The sequence below is a fragment of the Micrococcus sp. KBS0714 genome (genome assembly GCF_002008305.4).
In the GTDB taxonomy this organism is placed as follows: domain Bacteria; phylum Actinomycetota; class Actinomycetes; order Actinomycetales; family Micrococcaceae; genus Micrococcus; species Micrococcus luteus.
In genome coordinates, this window is record NZ_CP042169.1 from 1,899,972 (window position 1) to 1,922,565 (window position 22,594).

Sequence of the window (22,594 nt, forward strand, 5' to 3'; positions counted from 1 at the left end):
GTCAGCGCAGGCGGCCCACGCCGCGCGGTCGGCCGACGACCTGCCCGGCGTCCGGGGACACGAGCGGCTCCTGGCTCGCGGCGATCCAGCCGCCCTCGGCGACACCGTCCTCGCCGGGAGCGTCCTCGCGGACCAGCAGCTCGGCGTCCACGGGCACCGTGCGCTTGAGCAGCGCCAGGGCGACGGCGCCCGCCTCATGGTGCTGGGCCGCGGCGGTGACCGTCCCCACCGGACGGGCGGCGGCGCGGGCCTCGGGCGTGTCCTCGGCCGGCCGGAGGATCACGGGGGCACCGTGCTCGGGGAGCGCGTGGCCGGAGCCGTCCAGGAGCAGGCGGGTGAGGCGGCGGGGCGGGCGGCCCAGGTTGTGCACGCGCGCCACGGTCTCCTGACCGCGGTAGCAGCCCTTCTCGAGGTGCACGGCGGTGCGCAGCAGGTCCAGCTCGTGCGGGATCGCGCGGTCGTCCACGTCGAGGGCCCGGCGGGGGCGGCCGGCCTCGATGCGCAGCGCCTCGGCCGCCGTCGTGCCCGCCAGGGACCAGCCCGCGAGCACGCCCGTGCCGAGCGCGCGGACGGTGGCCTCGAGGTCGGCCCGGGTGACGAGGTACTCGCGCCAGGACCAGTCCGCACCCGGGTGGGTCGCCGGATCCGGATCGGCCGTGTAGGCCCAGCCGCCCGCCCCGACGCGCGGCCACGGGTCCAGCCACACGGTGCGGTCCTCCCAGCCGGGCACGGGCGCGGTGGCGCCCACGACGGCGACCGCCCCAGTGTGGTCCCGCAGCGTGACGTCGTGGGAGAAGCGCATCGAGGTGAGCCACGCGGCCAGGCCCGGGCCGTCCTCGCGGTCCGTGACGAGCCAGGCCGCGGTACCGTCCTCGAGCAGGTGGGCGGCGTGCTCGATCCGCCCCTGCACGTCGAGGAAGAGGATCTCGGTGCTCGTGCCGGGGGGCAGCGTCTCGACGTGCTGCGTGCCGAGCGTGTGCAGCCAGCTCAGCCGGTCCGGGCCGGACACGGAGAGCACGGCCCGGTGGGAGAGGTCGACCAGGGCGCGGCCCCGGGCGAGGGCGCGCTGCTCTGGCAGGGGGCGACCGTAGTGCGCGGCGACGCCGGCGTCCGGGCCGCGGCCCTCGACGGCGCCGCCGGCCGGCCCCTGCGGCTCGGCCACGGCCAGGTCCAGCAGCGGGCTGCGGGAGGTCGTCACGACTGCTCCCCGCGAGCCCCGCGAGGACGCTCGGCCCCCGGAGCGAGCCGACCCTCGGCCGCGCTCGGCATGCGGTCCAGGATGGCGGAGGCGTGCGCCTCGAGCTCGGCGCCCGCGGCGTCCGCGACGTCCCAGCGCCAGAACAGCTGCCCGTTCACGAGACCGGCCATGCGGGTGGCCCGGTGGTACGGGCCGGCGGCGGAGCCACGCAGGACCGCGTCCGTGGCCAGCTGCAGCTGCGGGCCCTTGATGCGGCCGTAGTACAGCTCGGACAGCGAGCCCGGATGCGTGATGGTGGCGGTCAGGCCGAAGCCCTCGTCACCGGCGCGCAGCCGCTCGACGTCCTCGGCGGAGCGGAACGCGGGGACGATGTCCGCCGGGCGCATGCCGGGGCCGACGTCGCCGTCGCGCCGCGCCCGGTCCACCTGCCAGAAGCCGGACTCCACGGTCAGCGGACGCAGCAGCGTGCCGTCCGCCTCGCACAGCCACGACTCCGCGCGGTACTCGACGAACGGCAGACCATGCTCGGTGAAGTCCACCCGCTGGTAGAAGATCTCGGTGCCGGCGGAGCCGTCGCCGAGGCGGCCCTGGCCCTCCCAGCTGCCGATGAGCCAGGACAGGGGCGCGAGCTCGGGGGTGAGGTCGTACGGGAGTTCAGTCGCCATGGCAGATCACGGCGCGGCCCGACAGCGGGCCGCGCGTCCTCAGCGCTGGCCCTTGAAGAGGCCGCTGATGACGACCGCAGCGACGGCGGCCATGCCCAGGCCGGCCAGGACCACGAGGGCCAGGAAGAAGATCTCGAGCGCAAGAAGGGTATCCATGCGGGACATCCTACCGAGCGGGCCCGACCTGTCAGGCCAGGAAGCCCACCATGACGTGCGCCACCACGCCGGCCGCGCCCACGGGCGCCAACGCGAGGGCGTAACCCGCCCGGCGCGGGCGCAGGGTGGTGCCCACCGGCCGGTCCTCGGGTCGCGGCCGCGACGACGGCGCCGTGGCGGCGGTCAGGGACACCAGCACGGCCACCGCGAGCGCCGCGGCCGTGACGGCCGGCCGGTCCCGGGCGCCCACGCCGGCCAGCGCCGAGACGGGCCAGGCGAGCACCGTGCCGAGGGGGATGACGACGAGCGCCAGGACTCCCGGCCGGCCCTGCATCCACGGGGTGAGGCCGACGAGGGAGACCGCGGCCACCGTGACCGCCAGCGTGATGACCAGCCCGGCGACCGCAGGGGTGTCGGTCCAGCGTGAGACGGCCACCCAGCACGCCGTCACGACGGCCATGAACGCCCCGCCCATCGTGGCGACGGTGGACTCGAGGCGCAGCGGCCGGCCGGTCCCGCGCACCAGCTGGACGACGAACGAGGCCATGGTGCTCCAGGCGACGACGACGGCGAGCGGCTCGAAGAGCGTCCAGGCCCCGCTGTGGCCGTCCTCGAGCGGCGGCCACAGCAGCATGAGCAGCACCGCGGCGCCCCCGGCGACGGCCAGGGTGACGCTGAGCGAGAGGCGCGCGGGCGCCCCCATCTGCCGCGGCCAGCCCCAGGCGATGACCAGGATCACGACGGCGGCGGCGAGGGCGGCGGGGACCGGGCCCAGCAACGCGGCACCGCCCAGGACGAGGGCGGCGACGGCCGCACTCAGGGCCATGGACAAGCGCATCACCTGCCCCATCCTGCCAGGTGCGCACCGGCTCGGCCCTGGGCGGGCGACGGCGGGGCGCACCTCGCGGGCCACCGTCCTCCTTCCGTAGGGTGGCCGGCATGGCCGAACACCCCACCCCCACGACCTCCGACGCCGACGGCATGCCGCGCGTCGTCACCCCGCGCCCGGAGGAGGCGAGCGCCGTCCTGGACCTGGCCGACCGCGCCGGGGCGGCGGACGGTCATCCCCCGCTGTCGGACCAGACGCGCGTGCTGCTCGCCCGCGGCGGGCAGCTCTGGTGGGGAGCCACCCGGGGCCCGGACGGGGCGATCGACGGGGCGGCCGTGCTCGTGCCCGAGGGCACGGCGGCCGTGCTCGAGCTCGTCGTCGACCCGACCGCACGCCGCACCGGCCGGGGGACGGTCCTGGCCGACGCCGCGGCCGCCGCGGTCCGGGACCTGGCGCGGGAGGAGACCACGAGCGTCTGGGCCCACGGCATGCTCCCGGGGGCGGTCCGGCTCGCCCGGCGGCACGGCCTCGAGCCCGTCCGCGAGCTGCGCCGGATGCGCCTGTCGCACGCGGCGCTCGCGGCCCTGCCGGAGGTGCGGCTCGCCGACGGGGTGGCCCTGCGCGGCTTCGTCCCCGGCCAGGACGAGCAGGCCTGGCTGGACGTGAACGCCGCCGCCTTCGCGGACCACCCCGAACAGGGCAGCCTGACCCGCGCCGACCTCGACGACCGCATGGCGGAGGACTGGTTCGACGCCGACGGCCTCCTGCTCGCCGCCCGCGAGGCGGACGGGCGGCTGCTCGGCTTCCACTGGACGAAGGTGGAGCCGGATGCCGGAGCCGACGGCCCGCGCGTCGGGGAGGTGTACGCCGTGGGCGTCTCCCCCGACGCCCAGGGCCTCGGCCTCGGTCGGGCCCTGACGCTGGCGGGGCTGCACCGGATGGCGGAACAGGGAGTCGACGTCGTGGACCTGTACGTGGACGCGGACAACACGGCCGCCGTCACGCTCTACGCGTCCCTCGGCTTCGAGCTGTTCGCCGCCGACGCCCAGTACCGCCGCCCCTGAGACCCTCGGGCGGGGGCCGGCCGGGCACATCCCGGCGGCCTCGTATCCTGGTGTGGCCGGCCCCCGCGGGGTCGGCCACGCCCCGTGCCCTGCCCCAGCAGTCGTCGCGGCCGCCGCACCCCGAGAGGAACCCGCCCCATGCCCTCGTCCCACGCCGACCGCGTCGCCCGCTGGTCCACGGAGGACCGTGTCTCGGAAGGCCCCCGCGCCGAGGTGCTGGCCGCCGGCATGCTGCCGTGGCGCCGCGTGCCCGGCGGCCTCGAGGTGATGGTGATCCACCGGCCCCGCTACGACGACTGGTCGTGGCCCAAGGGCAAGCTCGATCCGGGTGAGACCCTGCCGGAGTGCGCGGTGCGCGAGCTGCGCGAGGAGGTCGGCCTCGAGCTGCGGCCGGGCATCCCGCTGTGCGTGACGGCGTACGAGGTGCCCGGCAAGCGGGGCGCACGTCAGAGCAAGGAGGTCTGGTACTGGGCCGCCGAGGTCGACGGCCAGCGCGCCCTCCCCGACGGCGACGAGGTGGACGAGGTCCGCTGGGTCGGGCCGGACGAGGCCCGGCGGCTGCTGACGAACGACTCGGATCACGAACCGCTCGACCTGCTGCTGCGTGCCGCCTCCCGGGGGCGCCTGCGGACCGTGCCGCTGCTGGTGCTGCGCCACGCCAAGGCCAAGCCCCGCTCCTCGTGGTCCCGCGCCGAGCAGGAGCGCCCGCTGGCGGCGACGGGCCGGCGGCAGGCGCTCGCCGTCGAGGGCCTCGTGTCGGCCTGGCGGCCGGAGCGGCTGGTCTCCTCCCCGTGGCGCCGCTGCGTGGAGACGCTGGCCCCGCTCGTGAAGTCCAGCCGGCTGGCGCTGAAGACCAAGGGCGCGTTCACGGAGACCACGGCCCGGGAGAAGCCCCAGAAGACCCGCAAGGTGATGGCCGAGCTCATGGGCCGCTCCCGGCCCCTGGTCGTGTGCACGCACCGGCCGGTGCTGCCGACGCTGTTCGAGGTGGTCGAGGACGCGGCCGCCGGCCGGACGGACCGCGTGCTGCGGGCCCTGCCGACCGAGGATCCGTGGCTGCGGCCCGGCGCTGTGCTGGTGGCGCACCGCGCGCTCGACCTCGACGGCGACGTGGTGGCCGTCGAGGTCTACGACCCCTGGGACGACTGAGCCGCCCGCGCCGGCCTCGGCCCGCAGGACCGGGCCACCGTTGAGCGGGCCCGCCCCCGGCCCTAGGCTCGGGTCATGGAGAACACCGCCGCCCAGAGCCAGCCCGAGAAGATCGTCCACGAGCGCCTCACGGTGACCCGGGACCCGGACCGTCAGCGCTTCGAGCTGCGCCAGGACGGGACCTTCATCGGATTCCTCGGCTACGACCAGGAGACCGTGCGCGGCGCGGACGGTGAGGACACCGTGGTCCTGCGCCTGCAGCACACCATCATCGACGAGCAGTTCGGCCGCCGCGGCTACGCCCGCGCCCTCGTGACCATGGTCCTGGACAGGCTGCGCGCGGAGGGTGACCGGATCGTGCCCGAGTGCTCCTACGTGGAGGACTACCTGCGCCGCTACCCCGAGTACCAGGACATGGTGTTCCACGGCTGACCGGGGGCGGGGCCCTGCCCTGCCGGTACCCGCCTCCCTGCCGTCCGGGCCGCGGGCTGGGACGCGGCCCGCCTGCGCCGGGCCGTCGACGACGCTCAGCGCGTCCGCTCGGATCGCTAGAGTGGGCCGGGTGAGCATCCCCACCCCCTACGAGGACCTCCTCGCCGACGTGATGGCCCACGGGGCCGTCAAGACGGACCGGACCGGCACGGGCACGCGCAGCGTGTTCGGCCGCCAGCTGCGCTTCGACCTGGCCGAGTCCTTCCCGCTGATCACCACCAAGCGCGTGCACTTCAAGTCGGTCGCGCTCGAGCTGCTGTGGTTCCTGCGCGGGGACTCGAACGTGCGGTGGCTCCAGGAGCGCGGCGTGCGGATCTGGAACGAGTGGGCGGACGAGGACGGCGAGCTCGGCCCCGTCTACGGCGTGCAGTGGCGCTCGTGGCCCACCCCGGACGGGGGCCACATCGACCAGATCGCCAAGGTCGTGGAGCAGATCCGGACGAACCCCGACTCGCGCCGGCACATCGTCACCGCGTGGAACCCCGCCGAGGTGGACGAGATGGCGCTGCCGCCGTGCCACGCGCTGTTCCAGTTCTACGTCTCCCCCGGTCAGGACGGCGCCCCCGGGCGGCTCTCATGCCAGCTCTACCAGCGCTCGGCGGACCTGTTCCTCGGCGTGCCGTTCAACATCGCCTCGTACGCGCTGCTCACGGTGATGGTCGCCCAGCAGACCGGGCTGACTCCCGGCGAGTTCGTGTGGACCGGCGGGGACGTGCACATCTACGCGAACCACGAGGAGCAGGTGCGCGAGCAGCTCTCCCGCGAGCCGTACCCGTACCCGCGGCTGCGGCTGCGGCGCACCCCCGCGTCGATCTTCGACTACGACTACGAGGACTTCGAGGTCCTCGACTACCGTCACCACCCCACCATCACGGCGCCGATCGCCGTCTGAGCCGAGGATGCGCAGCGACCCCATGAGCCGGGCCACCCGTCCCACCGAGCCCGTGATCGCCATGATCTGGGCCCAGACCCCCGAGCGCGTCATCGGCCGCGACGGCACCATGCCGTGGCACGTCCCCGAGGACCTCGCGCACTTCCGGGCCCACACGCACGGCCACCCCGTGATCATGGGCCGGCGCACGTGGGAGTCGTTCCCGGCGCGCTTCCGCCCGCTGCCCGGGCGCACGAACATCGTGGTCTCCCGCACCCTGACGGCCACCGAGGAGGCCGGCGCGGAGCTGCGGGCCGCGGGCGCCGTCGTCGTGCCGAACTTCGGGGCGGCCCTGGCCGCCGCGGCCGAGGCCGACGGCTGTGACACCGTGTGGGTGATCGGCGGTGCGACGCTCTACGAGCAGGCCCTCGACGTGGCCTCGCGCGCCGAGGTGACCGTGATCGACGCCGACGTCGACGGCGACACGCACGCCCCGCCGCTCGACGCCCGCTGGCGGCGCACCGCCGTCGACCCCGCCCCCGACGCGTGGCTGGACTCCGCCTCCGGCCCGCGCCACCGCTTCGAACGATGGGAACGCGACTGACATGGCCCCGACCGACTCCGACCAGCGTCTGCTCTCCCCGCAGGCGGTCTCGTTCCTCGCGCTCGTCGCCCTGCCCGTGCTGGCGTTCGTGTGCGCCGTGTTCGGGCTGATCCTCGTGCTGCAGGGCAAGACCATCGCCGGGCTGGTGTTCCTGCTCGTGCTGACCCAGGTGTTCGCCGTGGGCGGTCTCATCGCGTGGAACAGGCGGAAGCGTGCGCAGCAGGGCCGCTAGCCTGGAGGGCATGACTTCCGCTGCCCCCGCATCTGTGAACGCCCCCGACGCGGCCGCCGTGCCCACCGTGGGACTGGTCGGCTGGCGCGGCATGGTGGGGTCCGTCCTCCTGCAGCGCATGGCCGAGGAGGGCGACTTCGCCCGCGTCCACCCCGTCTTCTTCTCCACGTCCAACGCCGGCGGTCCCGCGCCCGTGCTCGAGGGCATGGCCGGCGACCCGGGCGTGCTCCAGGACGCGTACGACGTGGACGCGCTCAAGGCCCTGCCCGTGATCCTCACCGCGCAGGGCGGGGACTACACGCAGGCCGTGTACCCGAAGCTGCGCGCCGCCGGCTGGGACGGCATCTGGATCGACGCCGCCTCCACCCTGCGCATGGCGGACACCTCCGTGATCGCGCTGGACCCCGTGAACCGCGGCGTGATCGACGCCGCCCTGGCGAACGGGACGAAGGACTTCATCGGCGGCAACTGCACCGTGTCCTGCATGCTCATGGGCCTGGGTGGCCTGTTCAAGGCGGGCCTGGTCGAGTGGGGCACCGCCATGACCTACCAGGCGGCCTCCGGCGGCGGCGCCCGGCACATGCGCGAGCTGCTCACCCAGTACGCCGAGCTGGGCGGCGCGGTGCGGGCCGAGCTGGCCGATCCGGCGTCGGCGATCCTCGAGATCGACCGCAAGGTGATCGAGCTGCAGCGCGGCGGCCTGGACTCGACGCAGTTCGGCGTGCCGCTGGGCGGCTCGCTGATCCCCTGGATCGACTCCGACCTGGGCGACGGCGTCTCCCGCGAGGAGCGCAAGGCCTACGACGAGACCAACAAGGTGCTCGGGCTGACCGGGGCGGACCGGATCCCGTTCGACTCGCTGTGCGTGCGGATCGGCGCCATGCGCTCGCACTCGCAGGCCCTCACCCTCAAGCTCACCCAGGACGTGCCGCTGGACGAGGTCGAGCAGATCATCGCCGCGGACAACGAGTGGGTGCAGGTGGTGCCGAACACCAAGGAGGTCACGGTCACCGACCTGACCCCGATCGCCGCGACCGGCACCCTGCAGATCCCTGTCGGCCGGCTGCGCAAGCTCAACATGGGTCCCGAGTACCTCTCGGCGTTCACCGTCGGCGACCAGCTGCTGTGGGGTGCGGCCGAGCCCGTGCGTCGCATGCTGATGATCGCCACCGGCAACCTCTGAGCCGCGACGCCGGCGCCGCGGCGCGCGCGGGGACCCGGCCCCGCACCGGACCCCGGACCCGGCTCCCGTTTTCGTTCGGGAAACGGCGGGTGTTCGGGCGTTGTCGTTCGGGAAACGGCGCCCGCGCCGCCAAGGCGCGCCGTTTCCCGAACGAAAGCACTCCTGGCGGCGCCGTTTCCCGAACGAAAGCACTCCTGGGGGCGCCGTTTCCCGAACGAAAGTGAGGGGTCAGAGGCTGGTGCCGATGATCATCGGCTCGGGGTGCAGCTCGACGCCGAAGCGTTCGCGCACGCCGTCGCGCACGGTGCGCGCGACCGTCAGGACGTCCTCGGTGGTCGCGTCGCCGCGGTTGGTCATGGCGAGGGTGTGCTTCGTGGACACCGACGCGCGGCCCCCGGCCAGGCCGGTGCCGTCGGCTCCGCGGCCGTCCGGCCCGCCCTCGCGGGGGGCGACCTCGGGCAGCCCGAAGCCCTTCGCGAAGCCCGCGCGATCGATCAGCCAGGCCGCCGAGAGCTTCACGAGCGGCGTCCCGTCCTCGGCCTGGCCGGCGGCGAACGCCGGGGCGCCGTCGGGCAGGGAGGCCCGCACGGACGCGGGCACGATCGGGTTTGTGAAGTAGCTGCCCGTGGACCACGTGTCCGGGTCCGCCGGATCGGACACCATCCCCTTGGCGGCGCGCAGGGCCAGCACCTCGCGGCGGACCACCGCGAGCGGGGCATGGGCGCCCTCCTCGACGTCGAGCGCGGCCGCCAGCTGCCCGTAGCGGACCGGCGCCGTCGGCTCGGCGTCGGAGGAGGCGCGACGCAGCCGCAGGTCGATCGAGAGCACGATCCACCGGGGACTCGGCGCGCCGGTCTCCAGCATGGAGCGCTTGATCACGGAGTCGCGGTAGCCGAAGCGCAGGTCCGCGGGCGTCAGCTCGACGACGTCGCCCGCCTCCCGGTCCCACGCGCGCAGGGCGACGAGCACCTGCGAGACGTCCGCGCCGTACGCGCCGACGTTCTGCACGGGCGTCGCGCCGGCCGAGCCCGGGATGCCCGAGAGCGCCTCGATCCCGCCGAGCCCGTGCGCCACGGTCCATGCGACGGCGTCGTCCCACGGGTGGCCCGCCGCGATCCGCACGACGACGGCCTCCCCCTCGTGGTCCGCGGACCGGGCCCCGTCGCCGGCGGGCGGCGTCTCGCCCTCGCCGGGCAGCGGCCCGTCCAGCACGTGGATGCCCTCGAAGGCCAGCCGCACGACGGTGCCGGGGAAGCCGGCGTCCGCCATGAGGGTGTTGGAACCGCCGCCGAGGACGAACAGGGGCTCGCCCGCCGCGTCGGCGGCGCGCACGGCCTCGATCGCCTCGGCCTCGGTGCGCGCGGTGACCCACGCGCGCGCAGGCCCGCCGACGCGGGTGGTGGTGTGGTCCGCCAGCCGCTCGCTCACGCGCTCTCCCCCGCGGGGTCGGCCAGACGGACCACGGCCTGCGCCTTGGTCAGCACGCGCGGCTTCGCCGCGTCCGGGTTGGTGACGTTCAGGTCGATCCGCACGGTCCCGGCGGCCTCGTCCACGGCGCCGACCGTGCCGACGACCTCGAGCGTGGCGCCGGGGACGGGCGCGCCGTCGTCGTCCGTGCGCCCCGTGGTGTCCGCGACGGGCACCATGCCGGTGAAGCGGGTCTGGTAGTCGACGACGGCGCCCGGGTCGCCCGCCCAGTCCGAGACGAGCTGCACGGCCGCGCCCATGGTGAGCATCCCGTGGGCGATGACGCCGGGCAGGCCGACGTGCTCGGCGAACGACGGGGACCAGTGGATCGGGTTGCGGTCGCCGGAGGCACCCGCGTAGGCCACGAGGTCGGCGCGGGTGAACGTGACGGTGCGCGTGCCGACCACCTCGCCCCGGGCGAGGTCGGACAGGCGGGGGGCGGTGCTCATCAGGACTCCTCTCCCCGGACCAGCAGGGTGGACGTGACGGTGGAGACGGCCGCGCCGTCCAGATCTGCGATCTCGGTGACGGTGGTGACCATGCGGTTGCCGCCGAGGGACTTCACGGCCTCGACCCGCACGGTCGCCACGACCTCGTCCCCGGCCACCAGCGGGCGGTGGTGGACGAAGCGCTCGTCCGCGTGGACCACGCGCGAGAAGTCGATGCCCAGCTCGGGATCGGCGACGACGGCGGCCTCGGCGCGCTGGGCGATGACGACGGCGAAGGTCGGGGGGGCGACCAGGTCGGCGTGTCCCAGGGCCCGGGCGGCCGCGACGTCGTGGTGCGCGGGATGCTGGGCCTGCACGGCCTCGGCGAAGCCGCGGACCGCCTCACGACCGACCTGGAAGGGGGGCGCGGGCGGATAGCTCCGCCCGGCGACGTCGGGGTTCACGCTCAACTCGGGCCTCCTGCGGGACGGTTCTCGACTGCCGTCCAGCCTAACGGCCGGGGCGCCGCTCCCCCTGCCGGCGGGCGGCCTGGCGGAAGCGCACGAGCTGAGCGGACAGGTGAACGGCGACGCCCGCGCCGAGCACGCCCAGGGCGGTCCCGGAGACGGCGAGGCGTCCGGTGGTGCCGCCGACGACCGCCAGCACGATGCCCACGAGGAACAGCGCGGAGCCGGTCAGCACGAGGGTCCGGTACAGCCGGGAGCCGTGCTCCCACGGGGAGACGAAGCCGCGGGGCGCGGCGGTGCCGCGGGTGGGCTGGTGGGCGGGGCGACGCGTGGACATGCCCGCCAGGCTACCGGGGCGACGGACGGGCCCCGGAACGCGAAAGGACCCGGCCCCTCCGAGGAGGTGACCGGGTCCGTCCGATTCCGTAGCGGCGGGGGGACTCGATCCCCCGACCTCACGATTATGAGTCGTGCGCTCTAACCAGCTGAGCTACGCCGCCACGACACGAGAACGCCCGCACTCACGGTTTTCACGCCGCGAGGGCGGGCTCTCATGTCAGAGCCCCGACCGGGAATCGATCCCGGGACCTCCATCTTACCAAGATGGCGCTCTACCACTGAGCTATCGGGGCAACGAGGTGAGACTCTACCAGGGCCCCGGGGCCGATGCAAAATCGGCCCCGGTCACGGCCTCCGGCGGGGTCGGCACCCCGGCGGAATCAGCGGCGGGCGCCCCGATCCGAGCGCTCCTGGGCGCCCCAGCGGGGCTTGCGGCCGCCGGGGCGTCCCCTGCGGTCGCCACGGAAGCTGCGGTCGTCCCGGTCCTTGCGGAAGCCGCCACGATCCTCGCGGGAGCCGCGGTCGTCCCGGTCCTTGCGGTACCCGCCGCGCTGGCCGCCGTCGCGGTCCCCGCGGAAGCCGCCGCGCTCGCCGCGCTCGCCGCGGTCCTTGCGGAAGCCGCCGCGGCGCTCACCGCGGTCCTCGCCGTCGCGCTCGGCGCGGGTCGGGCGGCCGGTGTCCTTGCGCAGGCCGAGGCGACGGCCGTTGATCTCGGCGTTGGCCGCGGCCTCGAGCTGGGCCGAGGTCAGGTCTGCCGGCAGCTCGACGAGCGAGTGGTTGCCACGCAGGTCGATCGCGCCGATGGCCGAGGCGGGCAGGCCCACCTCGTTCGCCAGCGCGCCCACGATGTTGCCCGGCCGCACACGGTCCTGGTGGCCGACGGCGATCCAGTACGTCACGTTGCCGGCCGCGGGCTCCCGGGCCGGGCCACGCGAGCCGCGGCCGTCACTCGTGCCGCGCTCACGGCCGCCGTCGCGCCCACCCTCGCGGCCGCCGTCGCGGTCCTTGCGGCCGCGGGCGCCGCCGAACGGGATCTCCTGCTCGCGGGCCAGCAGCGGGCGGCCGCCCTGGGCCATCATGCCCAGTGCGGCGGCCACGCGCGCCGGCTCGGCCTCGTGCTCGTCGACGTACGCGGCGACGATCTCGCCGAACACCGCCAGCTCCTCCTCCGAGGCGCGCTCGAGGGTGCGGGTGATGCCGTCGGCGAAGCGACGCTTGCGGGCCGCGTTGACGTCGGCGACGGAGGGCACGGCCATCTCCTCGACCTGCTGGCGGGTGGTCCGCTCGATCTGCTTGAGCAGGAAGCGCTCACGCGGGGTCATGAAGAGCACGGCGTCGCCCTGTCGGCCGGCGCGGCCGGTGCGGCCGATGCGGTGCACGTAGGACTCGGCGTCCTGCGGGATGTCGTAGTTGACCACGTGCGAGATGCGCTCGACGTCCAGGCCGCGGGCGGCGACGTCGGTGGCCACGAGGATGTCCACGCGGCCGGCCTTCAGGTCCTCCACGGTCTTCTCGCGCTGCTTCTGGGCGATGTCGCCGGAGATGGCCACGGCCTTGAACCCGGCGCGCGTGAGCTTCTGGGCGAGCTCCTCGGTGCCGGCACGGGTGCGCACGAAGGCGATGACGCCGTCGTGCTCCTCGGTCTCGAGGATCCGGCTCAGGGCCTCGAACTTCCACTGGTGGCCCACCTGCAGGTAGCGCTGGCGGATCGTGGCGGACGTCGTCGACTGACGGGCGACGGCCACCTCCTCCGGGGCGTTCAGGTACTGGGCGGAGATGCGACGGATGGCCGGGGGCATGGTGGCGGAGAACAGGGCGGTCTGCTTCGTGTCCGGGGTGGAGGCGAGGATGCGGTCCACCTCCTCCGCGAAGCCCATGCGCAGCATCTCGTCCGCCTCGTCCAGCACGAGGGTCTGCAGGTCGGAGAGGTCCAGCGAGCCGCGCTCGAGGTGGTCGATCACGCGGCCCGGCGTGCCGACGACGACCTGCGCACCCCGACGCAGTCCGGCCAGCTGCGGGCCGTACGGGGAGCCGCCGTAGACGGCGAGCACGGAGACGTCGTCGAGGTGCTTGGCGTAGCTGTCGAAGGCGTCGGCCACTTGGAGGGCGAGCTCGCGGGTCGGGGCGAGGACGAGCACCTGCGGGGTGTCCGCGCGCCCGGTCACGTCCGTGGTCTCGGCGAGGCGGGACAGGGCCGGCAGCGCGAACGCGCCGGTCTTGCCGGTGCCGGTCTGGGCCAGGCCCACGACGTCGCGGCCGTCCAGCAGCAGCGGGATGGTCGCCTCCTGGATCGGCGAGGGGCGGGTGTAGCCCAGGTCTTCGACGGCGGCCAGCACGCGGGCGTCCAGGCCGAGGTCCAGGAAGGTGGGGCCGGCGGGCTCGGCCGGGGCCTCAGGGGCGGCGGGCTCGGCGGGTGCCTCGGGGGCGGCGTCGACCTGCGGGACGGTCCCGGTGGCCTCCTGCTCCGCCTCGGCGAGCTCGGGGGCGACCTCGGCGGTGGTCTGGGGATCGAGGATGTCGGACATGGGTCCTCCTGTGGGGATGCGCGGGCGCACGCCGGAGGACGTCGGTCGCGGGTCGACGTCGTGGGGCGCAGGGGCCAGCTGGGTCAGATGATTCCGTCCACCCGGCAGCCCCCGAGGGCCACGACGTTCGTGACCCGCACACACATCTGCACAGACATCTGCAGTCCGGCGTGGCACACGCGTCCACGCTCATTCATCACAGGGGGAGAGACCGGATCCGGTCCGCCCAGTCTACGCCACCGGATCCCGGGCCGGGCTGTGCCCTCGGACACCCCGGTCGCTCACCGGCCGGGGCGATAGGCTCGGCAGGTGCCCCAGAACAGCGAAGACCGCCCCCTCGCCCGCGGGCTCGGCCGGGCCGCCGGCCGCGCCGCCCAGTCCTTCCGGGAGAATCAGCGGGCCGACGACGCACGGCTGCGCGCCGAGCGCGCCCGCCTCACCGCCGAGGACGAGGAGCGCCTGGAACGGCGCCGCGCGGACCGCGAGCGCGACCTGGTCGCGCGGGACGCGGCCGAGTCCGACGCCGGCCTCGTCCACCCGCTCCTGAAGGTCGCGCGCCTCTACTGGCTCGCGGTCACCGTGGTGCTGATCGGCATCGCGGGCGCGTTCCTCTGGAACGGGGCCCGCGCACAGGACAGCGGCGAGCCCGTCATCGATCCGCTCACCGGCATGGAGTCGGTGGGCGTGCTGGGCGGCGCGACGGGGCAGTTCACGATGGGCACCGCCGTCGCCCTGCTGGCCGCGGCGTCCCTGTGGGGCTGGATCGGTCTGCTGCGCCGCCGTCGTTCGGCGATCGGGACCCTGACGTTCATCGCCGTCCTGCTGGCCGCCCCCGCGTTCCTGCGGGCCAACGGCCTGCTGATCATCCTCGCCGTCGTGATGCTCCTGGGCGCCGCGCTCGTCTGGCTGCCGCCCGTGCGCTCGCGCGTGCGGCGCTGAGCCCGCGCGTCCCGCCCCCGCCGCCGGGCGGCGGCGCCGCTCAGTCCTCCACGGGACGGGCGGAGGCGACGACGGGCCGGGCCGTGGCGAGGTCGTACTCCATGACCTGACGGCCGCCGATCCACACGCGCAGGGCCCGCTGCATGACATCGAGCGGGTCGCCGGACCAGAGCACCAGGTCGGCATCCTTGCCCACCTCGAGGGAGCCGATGCGGTCGTCCAGCCCCAGCACGCGCGCGGGATGCAGGGTGATGGCGCGCAGGGCGGTCTCCCGGTCCAGGCCCTCCTTCACCGACAGCGCCGCCTGGTAGACGAGGAAGTCGATGGGCACCACCGGGTGGTCGGTGATGATGCTGATCTCGACGCCGGCCCGCGCCAGACGCCCCGGGTTGCGCATCGAGCGGCCCCGCAGCTCCGGCTTGGACTTGGTGGTGAACAGCGGGCCGATCAGCACCGGCACGCCGCGGGCCGCGAGCTGGCCGGCCAGCGGGTGCGCCTCGGTGCCGTGGTCCAGGACGAGGTCGTAGCCGAACTCGTCGGCCAGGCGCAGGGCGGTGGCGACGTCGTCCGTGCGGTGGCAGTGCTGGCGCCAGGGGATCGTGCGCTCCAGGACGAGGGCGAGGGCGTCGAGGTGGGGATCGCGAGTGAAGGGCTTGTCCTCGCGCTCGGCCTCCGCGCGGCGGGCCATGTAGCCCTGCGCCCGCAGGAACGCCTCGCGGATCACGAGGGCGGTGCCCAGCCGCGTGGACGGGGTGCGGCCCTTCTCCTTGTAGACGTTCTTGGGGTTCTCGCCGAGGGCGGACTTCACGCCCGAGGGGCTGCGCAGCACCATCTCGTCCACGGTGCGTCCGTGGGTGTGCAACGCGACCGCCTGGCCGCCGATCGGGTTGCCCGAGCCGGGGTTCACGTTCACGGTGGTCACCCCGCCGGCCAGGGCGTCCTTCCAGCCCGGCTCGTTCGGGTCGACGGCGTCGATCGCCCGCACCCCGGCCATCACGGGGTCCGTCATCTCGTTGACGTCCGCGGTCGCACCGACCTCGCCCTCGGCGTGCATGCCCAGGTGGACGTGCGCGTCCACGAAGCCGGGCAGCACCCAGCGTCCCTCGCAGTCCACCACCTCGGCGCCGTCGGGCGCCTCGACGTCGGGGCCGAGCGCGGTGATCCGGCCGTCCTCGACGAGCAGGGCGCCGTCGAACGGCTCGGCGGCGACGGGGACGACATGGGCGTTGACGAAGGCGGTGAGGGTCATGCCCGTCACACTACGCCGCCCCGTGCTCCCCACCCGTGCGCTAGACCTCTGGCGGACGTCGGCGGGTCAGAGGCTGCCCAGAGCCCGCTCCAGGTCCGCCACGAGGTCCTCGGCGTCCTCGATGCCCACCGACAGGCGCAGCAGGTCGTCCGGCACGGCCAGCTCGGTGCCGGCCACGGAGGCGTGGGTCATCTCCGCCGGGTAGTTCATCAGCGACTCGATGCCGCCCAGGGACTCGGCGAGCTGGAACAGGCGGGTCGACTCGGCCACGCGGCGGGCCGCCGCGGCGCCGCCGGACAGGCGCAGCGAGACCATGCCGCCGAAACCGCGCATCTGCCGCTGCGCGAGCTCATGGCCGGGGTGGTCCGGCAGCCCCGGGTAGAGCACCTGGGAGACCTCGGCGCGGCCGGTGAGCCACTCGGCGACCGCCTGGGCGTTGGCCTGGTGACGGTCCATGCGCACCCCGAGCGTCTTGAGGCCGCGCGTGGTCAGGTACGCGTCCATGGGCCCGTTCACGGCCCCCGCCGCGAACTGCTGGAACTTCACCTGCTCGGCGAGTGCGGCGTCCGGGATCACGAGCGCCCCGCCGATCACGTCCGAGTGGCCGCCGATGTACTTCGTGGTGGAGTGCACCACCACGTCCGCGCCGAGGGCGATCGGGGACTGCAGGTACGGCGTCGCGAAGGTGTTGTCCACCACGAGCAGGGCGCCGTGCGCGTGGGCCGCCTCGGCGACCGCGGCGACGTCGGAGATCTTCATCATCGGGTTCGACGGGGTCTCCAGCCACACCATGACCGGCCCCGCGGCGGCGGCGCGCTCGACGGCGGCGGCGACCTGCTCGGCGTCCCCCATGTCCACGACGACGTGCTCCACGCCCCACGGGGCGAGCACGCGGGAGATGAGGCGGTAGGAGCCGCCGTACACGTCGTTGCCGAGCACGATCGTCATGCCCGGCCGGCCCGCGCCCATGATCAGCGCGGTCTCCGCGGCCAGGCCGGAGGCGAACGTGAGGCCGGTGGCCCGGGGGGCGCCGGACTCGTCGACGCCGGCCTCGAGCGCGGCCAGCTGCTCCTGCAGCGCGTCCCGGGTGGGGTTGGTGCCGCGGCCGTAGTCGTAGCCGCGCCGCAGCTCGCCGACGGCCGTGGGCGCGTAGGTGCTCGAGAGGTGGATCGGCGGGACGACGGCGCCGAACACCTCGTCCAGGTGCTGGCCCGCGTGCACGGCGCGCGTGCCGAAGCCTCCCCCCTGGGGGTGGGCGGCGGCGTCTTCGGCGCCGGTGTCGGGGGTGGTGGCGTGCGGGTCCTCGTGGACGTTCTGCTCGGTCATCTCGGGAGCCTCCTCGGAGAGATCGGGTCGGGTGGGGCGGGCGCGGCCGGTGCGGCCGGCCTCAGGCGGTGACGTGGGCGAGGACGTCGTGCAGGGTGACGACGCCCTGGACGCGGCCGGCCTCGAGCACCAGCAGCACGGGGTCCTGGGCGAGGCGCCGGGCCACGGCGCGCAGCGGGGTGCGCGCCCCCAGGCAGGGCAGCACGGGGCCCATGACGTCGGCCACGGGGGTCTGCGCGGTGGCCCGCCCCTCAGCGAGGGCGTCCGCGAGCGCGGCGGAGGAGACGGTGCCGCGGACCTCGCCGATCCGCAGGTCGTGCCGGGGCTCGAGGATCACGGGCAGGGCGTCGACGCCGTACCGGTTCATGGTCGCCACGGCGTCCGCCACCGAGGTGGTCGGGGCCGCGGTGACGAGGGTGGGTACGGAGCCCGGGAACAGGTCGGCCTTCTCGGTCAGCAGCTCCCCCGCCGTCGCGGACCAGCGGTCGGCCTCGGCGGGGGCGCCCGCGCGGGTCGCCGGCTCGGCGTCGGCGTGCTCGAGCGCCTCGACGGGCGTGCCGGCCCCGCCGGCGGCCCCCGTGGCGCCGTCGTCGTCCGTCTGCGGGACCGCCGAGCGGGTGCGCCCGCGCGCCCACGCCGGCAGCACGGTCTCGCGGACGTCGTAGTCGAAGCCGCGCTCGTCCATCCACGGGTCGTTGAAGATCTTGGCGAGGTAGCCGCGGCCCGAGTCGGGCAGCACGATCACCATGACGTCCTCCGGGCCGAGCTCGCGCGCGGCGCGCAGACCGGCGACGACGGCCAGGCCGGAGGAGCCGCCCACGAGCAGGCCCTCCTCGGCGGCGAGGCGCCGGGTCATGGCCAGGGCCTCGGCGTCCTCGACGGCGATGACCTCGTCCGGGACCGCGGGGTCGTAGTTGTCCACCCACATGTCCTCGCCGACGCCCTCGACGAAGTAGGGCCGGCCGGCGCCGCCGGAGTACACCGAGCCGCTGGGGTCCGCGCCGATCACGCGGACGGCACCGGACGGGCGGTCCGCCGAGACCTCCTTGAGGTAGCGGCCGGTGCCCGTGATGGTGCCGCCCGTGCCGGCGCCCATCACGACGTGGGTGACGCGGCCGGCCGTGTCCTCCCAGATCTCGGGGCCGGTGGTCTCGTAGTGGGAGGCCGGGGCGGCGGGGTTGAAGAACTGGTTGGGCTGGTAGGCCCCGGGGATCTCCCGCACGAGGCGGTCGGCGACCCCGTAGTAGGACTCCTCGGACGTCGGGTCCACGGCGGTGGGCGTGACGACGAGCTCGGCGCCGTACGCGCTGAGCACGTCCCGCTTCTCCTGACCCACCTTGTCCGGGGTGACGAACACGGTGCGGTAGCCCTTGAGCTGCGAGACCAGGGCCAGCCCCACGCCCGTGTTGCCCGAGGTGGGCTCCACCACGGTGCCGCCCGGGCCGAGCAGGCCCTCGCGCTCGGCCTCCTCGATCATCTTCAGTGCGATGCGGTCCTTCACGGAGCCGCCGGGGTTCAGGTACTCGACCTTCACCAGCACGGTGGCCTCGATGCCCTCCGTCACGGAGTGCAGCTTCACGAGCGGGGTGTGCCCGATCAGCTCGAGGACGTTCTCGGCGTACTGCATGGGCTGCGCAGGGGTGGGCGCGGGGGTCTGTTCAGTCACGCACCCCACGCTACGCCAGGGGCCGGACGCCGGAGGAGGGCCCCGGACACGCGGGGCAACGCCCGGCGTGCGCGCCGTCACGGCCGACGTCGTCCTGTCCGGGCCCGGGTGTACGGTGCGGGCATGATCGCCCCGGACGCCGAGCGCTGCGTACGCGTGCCCGTCCCCGTGGACGTCGCGCTCACCCTGCGTCCCCTGCAGCGCGGCGCGGCCGACCCCACGGTCCGCGCCACACCGCAGGGCGTCTGGCTCACCCTGCGCTCCCCCGCCCCGGACGCGGCGTCGGGCGGGCCGGGCCGGCCGACGTCGTTGCTGGTCTCCGGCGTCCGGGAGACCGCAGGGGGCGGCACCGCGGTGACGGCCCGCGCGTGGGGCGCGGGCGCGCGCACCGCCGTCGCCGACGTGGAGCGTCTGCTCGGCCTGCACGACGACGGCTGGGCCGCCTTCGACGCCCTGCTGCGGCCGGACTCCGGCGCGCCCGCGCTGCCGCGGCACGTGCGCGAGGCGCGGCGGACGCGGGCCGGGCTGCGGCTGCCGGCGGCGGGCGCGCTGTCCCGGCAGCTGCTCACCGCCGTGCTCGAGCAGAAGATCACCCACGACCAGGCGCGGCACGGCTGGCGCACCCTCGTGCGGCTGGCGGCCCGGATCGACGGCGACGGGCCCGCCCCCGGCCCGGTGCCGCCGGGGATGCTGCCGCCGCCGACCCCGGCCGCCGTCCTGCGGATCCCCTCGTGGGACTGGCATGCGCGGGCCTGGGTGCAGCCCTCCCAGTCGCGGACCGTGCTGGAGGTCGCCCGGCGGGCCGCGAGCATCGACCGGCTCGGCGACGCGGTCGCCCCCGGGGACACGGCCGGGGTGGCTGCGCTGGCCCGGCGCCTGGAATCGGTGCCCGGGATCGGGCCGTGGACCACGGCCGAGGCGTTGCAGCGCAGCCACGGGGCGGCGGACCTCGTCTCCGTGGGCGACTACCACCTGGCGCAGTACGTGGGGCAGGTCCTCACGGGACGCCGGACCGACGACGCCGGGATGCTCCGCCTGCTCGCGCCGTGGGCCGGACACCGGCAGCGGGTGGTGCGGATGATCGGGCTCTCCGGAGAGCGCAAGCAGGCGTTCGGGCCCAAGCTCGCCCCGGCCGACCACCGCGCCCACTGACGCGACGCCGGGCCGGCCGAGGCCGTGCCGGCGCGTTCGGGCGGCCTCTTCGCTCCTGCACAGGCCGCTGCTCCCGGCGTGTCCTCCCCAGCCCCGGCCGGGTCCGGCCGGCCGCCCGCCCCGGGTTCCTAGCGTGGGCGATGCCGCTCCGACCGGCGCGGCGCCGCCGGGACCCTGATGAGTCCCCACCCGGGAGGAGACCGCCATGACCACCGCCTTCGAGCCCCGCCCGCACACCGCCGCCGCCCCGCGCGAACCCGACCCGCACGGCCCCGGCACGCCCGGCTCCCTGCGTCCGGGCGAGCGCGGCTCCGTGCTCATCGTGACCCGCCACCCCGACCCGGACGAGGCCATGCGGCACGCGATGGCCTGGATCACCGCCTTCGAGGAGGACTGCGGCCTCGTGCTGGACACGGACGAGACCGCGCTCTACGCCGTCGGCCGAGCGGGCGACCTGGGTGAAGCCCTGCGTCGCGGCCCCCTGGTCCACGAGGACGGCAGCCCCGCCGACACCTCCGCGTTCGTGGACGCGGTGCTCGCGGACGGCACGTGGCGCCTGCGCGACGCCGACCCGCGGGCGTGGTCGACCACGTACCGTGCCACGATCCTGGGCGCCGCCCCCGAGGCGGTCTGCACCATCTGGGACGTGTTCCCGCTGCCCGCCGCCTGAGGGTGACGGTCGTCGTCAGCCCGCACCCTGGGCGTGGGCCTGGGCCTGGACGACCTTCGCGCCCTCTTCGCGCAGCTCGACCTTGCGGACCTTGCCGGAGACGGTCATGGGGAAGGCGTCGAGCACGCGGACGTAGGCCGGGATCTTGAAGTGCGCGATCCGGCCCGTGGCGAACTCGCGGACGGCGTCCACCGTGAGCGGCTCGACGCCGTCCTTCATGATCACGCAGGCCATGAGCTGCTCGCCGTACTTCTCATCCGGCACGCCCACCACCTGGACGTCCTGGATGTCCGGGTGGGTGTAGAGGAACTCCTCCACCTCGCGCGGGGAGATGTTCTCGCCGCCGCGGATCACGAGGTCCTTGATGCGGCCCTCGATGCGCACGGAGCCGTCCTCGTCCATGGAGGCGAGGTCGCCGGAGTGCATCCAGCCGTCGGCGTCCAGCACCTCGGCGGTCTTCTCGGGGGCGTCCCAGTAGCCGAGCATCACGGAATAGCCGCGAGTGCACAGCTCGCCCGTGGCCCCGCGCGGGACGACGTCACCGGTGGCGGGGTCCACGATCTTCGTCTCCACGTGGGGCATGGTCCGGCCGACGGTCTGGGTGCGCACCTCCAGGGAGTCGTCGCGGCGGGTCATGGTGGACACGGGCGCGGTCTCCGTCATGCCGTAGCAGATGGCGACCTCGGACATGTGGAACCGGTCGATGACCTTCTTCATCACCTCGACGGGGCACGTGGAGCCGGCCATCACGCCGGTGCGCAGCGTGGACAGGTCCAACGCGTCCGCCTCAGGCCGGGCGAGCATGGCGATGAACATCGCCGGCACGCCGTACAGGCTCGTCGCACCGGTGGCGGCCACAGCCCGCAGCGCCGAGACCGGCTCGAAGCTGCGCGCCGGGATGACGGCGAGCGAGCCGTGGGAGACGGTGGCGATCACGCCGATCACCATGCCGAAGCAGTGGAAGAACGGCACTGGGATCACCACGGTGTCCTCCTCCGTGTAGCCCAGAAGCTCGCCGATGTGGAAGCCGTTGTTCAGCACGTTGCGATGCGTCAGCGTGACGCCCTTGGGGAAGCCGGTGGTGCCCGAGGTGTACTGCAGGTTCACGGGGTCCGCCGGCCCGGTGGCGGCCTCGCGCACGGCCAGGTCCTCGTCCGAGACCCGCGCGGCCTCGGCCAGGAAGTCGGCCCACGTGCCCTCGGCCACGGGATCGGCGGCGTGTCGGCCGGCCACGTCGCCGGCCTGCACGTGCGCGTAGGCGTCCTCGCCGCTCCCGGCCGGCAGCATGATCAGCTGCCGCAGGTGCGGCGCCGACTCACGGGCCACGGCGCGTGCGGTGGCGGGCGGGTCCATGCGTGCGTCCGCGCAGGCCACCACCAGCCCGCGCATGTCGCACTGCTCGACCACGTAGGTCAGCTCGTGGGCGCGGTACGCCGGGTTGAGGTTCACGAGGATGACGCCGGCACGCGCCGCGCCGTAGAGCAGCGAGACCCACTCGGCGACGTTGGGGCTCCACATGCCGATCCGGTCCCCCGCCTCGTAGCCCGCGGCCATGAGCGCCTTGGCCACCGTCACGGACTCCTCACGCAGCTGCCCGTAGGTCCAGGTGCGGCCGGTGGCCGGGTCCCCGTCCGGTCCACACTCCAGGAGCGCGGCGCGGTCGGCGAACCGGCGGGCGGTGTCGTCGAGGTTCTGGGCCAGGGTCTGCTCGAGCAGCTCGACGTCGGTCGGTCCCTGGGTGAAGGACTCGGGGGCGGTGGACTCGGTCATCGGGCGCTCCTCGCGGATGGTCGGGCGACGCCGCACGGCGTCACGATGCAGGGCCGTGCCGCCACCGGACCGCACAGGGCATCGGGTGTGACACGGACCACAGGCAGGCTACGTCGCCTGGCGGGAGGCCGCCACCTCCCGGGGCGGGGACAC

The 22,594-nt window shown here is 74.9% G+C and carries 22 protein-coding genes and 2 tRNA genes; 10 read left to right on the top strand and 14 right to left on the bottom strand.

Annotation, left to right across the window (positions count from 1 at the left end; translation table 11 throughout):
* Position 1: 1 nt before the first annotated feature.
* The 3 genes from B1A86_RS08685 to B1A86_RS08695 all read right to left on the bottom strand — a co-directional run bounded on the left by B1A86_RS08685 (position 2) and on the right by B1A86_RS08695 (position 2,845).
* Entirely contained in the window at positions 2-1,198 is a 1,197-nt protein-coding gene (locus B1A86_RS08685; protein ID WP_078025938.1) for a folate-binding protein YgfZ, read from the bottom strand.
* Positions 1,195-1,863 (bottom strand): FABP family protein, encoded by a 669-nt coding sequence (locus B1A86_RS08690; RefSeq protein ID WP_036337900.1) that lies wholly within the window; start codon positions 1,861-1,863, stop codon positions 1,195-1,197. Before B1A86_RS08690 ends, B1A86_RS08685 begins: the two co-directional genes overlap by 4 nt.
* A 187-nt stretch (positions 1,864-2,050) precedes the next feature.
* Positions 2,051-2,845, bottom strand: a complete 795-nt coding sequence (locus tag B1A86_RS08695) for a hypothetical protein (RefSeq protein WP_246836816.1) — start codon at positions 2,843-2,845, stop codon at positions 2,051-2,053.
* Between the two features lie 113 nt (positions 2,846-2,958).
* On the opposite strand from B1A86_RS08695, the gene mshD reads away from it, so the two are divergent.
* The 7 genes from mshD (at position 2,959) to asd (ending at position 8,443) form a co-directional block, all read left to right on the top strand.
* Positions 2,959-3,912 (top strand): mycothiol synthase, encoded by a 954-nt coding sequence (gene mshD, locus B1A86_RS08700; RefSeq protein WP_078025939.1) that lies wholly within the window; start codon positions 2,959-2,961, stop codon positions 3,910-3,912.
* A 138-nt stretch (positions 3,913-4,050) separates the two neighbouring features.
* Positions 4,051-5,061: an NUDIX hydrolase gene (locus tag B1A86_RS08705; RefSeq protein ID WP_078025940.1), complete on the top strand. Its 1,011-nt coding sequence runs from the start codon at positions 4,051-4,053 to the stop codon at positions 5,059-5,061.
* A 75-nt stretch (positions 5,062-5,136) separates the two neighbouring features.
* Positions 5,137-5,493, top strand: a complete 357-nt coding sequence (locus B1A86_RS08710) for a GNAT family N-acetyltransferase (protein WP_041103569.1) — start codon at positions 5,137-5,139, stop codon at positions 5,491-5,493.
* 121 nt (positions 5,494-5,614) lie between these two features.
* Positions 5,615-6,445, top strand: a complete 831-nt coding sequence (locus B1A86_RS08715) for a thymidylate synthase (RefSeq protein ID WP_002854751.1) — start codon at positions 5,615-5,617, stop codon at positions 6,443-6,445.
* A 22-nt stretch (positions 6,446-6,467) separates the two neighbouring features.
* Complete coding sequence (locus B1A86_RS08720; RefSeq protein WP_036337888.1) at positions 6,468-7,028, top strand: dihydrofolate reductase; 561 nt, start codon at positions 6,468-6,470, stop codon at positions 7,026-7,028.
* A 1-nt stretch (position 7,029) separates the two neighbouring features.
* Positions 7,030-7,260 (top strand): NF038396 family protein, encoded by a 231-nt coding sequence (locus tag B1A86_RS08725; protein WP_036337885.1) that lies wholly within the window; start codon positions 7,030-7,032, stop codon positions 7,258-7,260.
* Between the two features lie 10 nt (positions 7,261-7,270).
* Entirely contained in the window at positions 7,271-8,443 is a 1,173-nt protein-coding gene (asd, locus tag B1A86_RS08730) for an aspartate-semialdehyde dehydrogenase (protein WP_063188676.1), read from the top strand.
* A 228-nt stretch (positions 8,444-8,671) separates the two neighbouring features.
* Here asd and B1A86_RS08735 read toward each other — a convergent pair whose 3' ends face one another.
* The 7 genes from B1A86_RS08735 to B1A86_RS08765 form a co-directional block, all read right to left on the bottom strand.
* A complete protein-coding gene (locus B1A86_RS08735) occupies positions 8,672-9,871 on the bottom strand; it encodes a UDP-N-acetylmuramate dehydrogenase (protein ID WP_078025941.1) in 1,200 nt (399 codons plus the stop codon).
* The gene (locus tag B1A86_RS08740; RefSeq protein ID WP_078025942.1) at positions 9,868-10,359 is read right to left on the bottom strand and encodes a MaoC/PaaZ C-terminal domain-containing protein; all 492 of its coding nucleotides are present in this window, start codon (positions 10,357-10,359) and stop codon (positions 9,868-9,870) included. Before B1A86_RS08740 ends, B1A86_RS08735 begins: the two co-directional genes overlap by 4 nt.
* Positions 10,359-10,808 carry a MaoC family dehydratase N-terminal domain-containing protein gene (locus tag B1A86_RS08745; protein ID WP_010080353.1) on the bottom strand — a complete coding sequence of 150 codons (450 nt, stop codon included), beginning with the start codon at positions 10,806-10,808 and terminating at the stop codon, positions 10,359-10,361. Before B1A86_RS08745 ends, B1A86_RS08740 begins: the two co-directional genes overlap by 1 nt.
* A 40-nt stretch (positions 10,809-10,848) precedes the next feature.
* Positions 10,849-11,142 (bottom strand): hypothetical protein, encoded by a 294-nt coding sequence (locus B1A86_RS08750; protein WP_041103577.1) that lies wholly within the window; start codon positions 11,140-11,142, stop codon positions 10,849-10,851.
* An 89-nt stretch (positions 11,143-11,231) separates the two neighbouring features.
* Positions 11,232-11,305, bottom strand: a tRNA-Met gene (locus B1A86_RS08755).
* A 60-nt stretch (positions 11,306-11,365) separates the two neighbouring features.
* A tRNA-Thr gene (locus tag B1A86_RS08760) sits at positions 11,366-11,437 on the bottom strand.
* Between the two features lie 87 nt (positions 11,438-11,524).
* Positions 11,525-13,669, bottom strand: coding sequence for a DEAD/DEAH box helicase (locus B1A86_RS08765; protein WP_078025943.1), 2,145 nt, complete (start codon positions 13,667-13,669; stop codon positions 11,525-11,527).
* Between the two features lie 309 nt (positions 13,670-13,978).
* Between B1A86_RS08765 and B1A86_RS08770 the strand changes: the two genes are divergently transcribed.
* A complete protein-coding gene (locus tag B1A86_RS08770) occupies positions 13,979-14,608 on the top strand; it encodes a hypothetical protein (protein ID WP_060974118.1) in 630 nt (209 codons plus the stop codon).
* A gap of 40 nt (positions 14,609-14,648) precedes the next feature.
* Here the strand turns inward: B1A86_RS08770 and B1A86_RS08775 are convergent, their stop codons facing one another.
* From B1A86_RS08775 to B1A86_RS08785, 3 genes are all read right to left on the bottom strand, one after another.
* On the bottom strand, positions 14,649-15,857 hold the full coding sequence (locus B1A86_RS08775) for an amidohydrolase (protein ID WP_078025944.1): 1,209 nt from the start codon (positions 15,855-15,857) through the stop codon (positions 14,649-14,651).
* A 66-nt stretch (positions 15,858-15,923) separates the two neighbouring features.
* A complete protein-coding gene (locus tag B1A86_RS08780; RefSeq protein ID WP_078025945.1) occupies positions 15,924-17,183 on the bottom strand; it encodes a cystathionine gamma-synthase in 1,260 nt (419 codons plus the stop codon).
* 61 nt (positions 17,184-17,244) lie between these two features.
* Positions 17,245-18,810 carry a pyridoxal-phosphate dependent enzyme gene (locus B1A86_RS08785; protein ID WP_078025946.1) on the bottom strand — a complete coding sequence of 522 codons (1,566 nt, stop codon included), beginning with the start codon at positions 18,808-18,810 and terminating at the stop codon, positions 17,245-17,247.
* A gap of 162 nt (positions 18,811-18,972) precedes the next feature.
* Here B1A86_RS08785 and B1A86_RS08790 point away from each other — a divergent pair, with 162 nt between their 5' ends.
* Entirely contained in the window at positions 18,973-20,001 is a 1,029-nt protein-coding gene (locus tag B1A86_RS08790; protein ID WP_078025947.1) for a DNA-3-methyladenine glycosylase, read from the top strand.
* Positions 20,002-20,206: 205 nt separating this feature from the next.
* A complete protein-coding gene (locus B1A86_RS08795) occupies positions 20,207-20,671 on the top strand; it encodes a hypothetical protein (RefSeq protein ID WP_041103583.1) in 465 nt (154 codons plus the stop codon).
* Positions 20,672-20,686: 15 nt separating this feature from the next.
* Here B1A86_RS08795 and B1A86_RS08800 read toward each other — a convergent pair whose 3' ends face one another.
* Positions 20,687-22,441, bottom strand: a complete 1,755-nt coding sequence (locus B1A86_RS08800; RefSeq protein WP_078025948.1) for an AMP-binding protein — start codon at positions 22,439-22,441, stop codon at positions 20,687-20,689.
* Between the last annotated feature and the right edge of the window lie 153 nt (positions 22,442-22,594).

What these genes read in the sequence shown, in the direction of transcription:
- B1A86_RS08695 (WP_246836816.1), bottom strand. Translation starts at nt 2,845, where the DNA reads ATGGCCCTGAGTGCGGCCGTCGCCGCCCTCGTCCTGGGCGGTGCCGCG.
- B1A86_RS08765 (WP_078025943.1), bottom strand. Translation starts at nt 13,669, where the DNA reads ATGTCCGACATCCTCGATCCCCAGACCACCGCCGAGGTCGCCCCCGAG.
- B1A86_RS08710 (WP_041103569.1), top strand. Translation starts at nt 5,137, where the DNA reads ATGGAGAACACCGCCGCCCAGAGCCAGCCCGAGAAGATCGTCCACGAG.
- B1A86_RS08705 (WP_078025940.1), top strand. Translation starts at nt 4,051, where the DNA reads ATGCCCTCGTCCCACGCCGACCGCGTCGCCCGCTGGTCCACGGAGGAC.
- B1A86_RS08775 (WP_078025944.1), bottom strand. Translation starts at nt 15,857, where the DNA reads ATGACCCTCACCGCCTTCGTCAACGCCCATGTCGTCCCCGTCGCCGCC.
- B1A86_RS08740 (WP_078025942.1), bottom strand. Translation starts at nt 10,359, where the DNA reads ATGAGCACCGCCCCCCGCCTGTCCGACCTCGCCCGGGGCGAGGTGGTC.
- asd (WP_063188676.1), top strand. Translation starts at nt 7,271, where the DNA reads ATGACTTCCGCTGCCCCCGCATCTGTGAACGCCCCCGACGCGGCCGCC.
- B1A86_RS08720 (WP_036337888.1), top strand. Translation starts at nt 6,468, where the DNA reads ATGAGCCGGGCCACCCGTCCCACCGAGCCCGTGATCGCCATGATCTGG.
- B1A86_RS08785 (WP_078025946.1), bottom strand. Translation starts at nt 18,810, where the DNA reads ATGCAGTACGCCGAGAACGTCCTCGAGCTGATCGGGCACACCCCGCTC.
- B1A86_RS08800 (WP_078025948.1), bottom strand. Translation starts at nt 22,441, where the DNA reads ATGACCGAGTCCACCGCCCCCGAGTCCTTCACCCAGGGACCGACCGAC.
- B1A86_RS08690 (WP_036337900.1), bottom strand. Translation starts at nt 1,863, where the DNA reads ATGGCGACTGAACTCCCGTACGACCTCACCCCCGAGCTCGCGCCCCTG.
- B1A86_RS08780 (WP_078025945.1), bottom strand. Translation starts at nt 17,183, where the DNA reads ATGACCGAGCAGAACGTCCACGAGGACCCGCACGCCACCACCCCCGAC.
- B1A86_RS08795 (WP_041103583.1), top strand. Translation starts at nt 20,207, where the DNA reads ATGACCACCGCCTTCGAGCCCCGCCCGCACACCGCCGCCGCCCCGCGC.
- B1A86_RS08750 (WP_041103577.1), bottom strand. Translation starts at nt 11,142, where the DNA reads ATGTCCACGCGTCGCCCCGCCCACCAGCCCACCCGCGGCACCGCCGCG.
- B1A86_RS08790 (WP_078025947.1), top strand. Translation starts at nt 18,973, where the DNA reads ATGATCGCCCCGGACGCCGAGCGCTGCGTACGCGTGCCCGTCCCCGTG.
- B1A86_RS08725 (WP_036337885.1), top strand. Translation starts at nt 7,030, where the DNA reads ATGGCCCCGACCGACTCCGACCAGCGTCTGCTCTCCCCGCAGGCGGTC.
- mshD (WP_078025939.1), top strand. Translation starts at nt 2,959, where the DNA reads ATGGCCGAACACCCCACCCCCACGACCTCCGACGCCGACGGCATGCCG.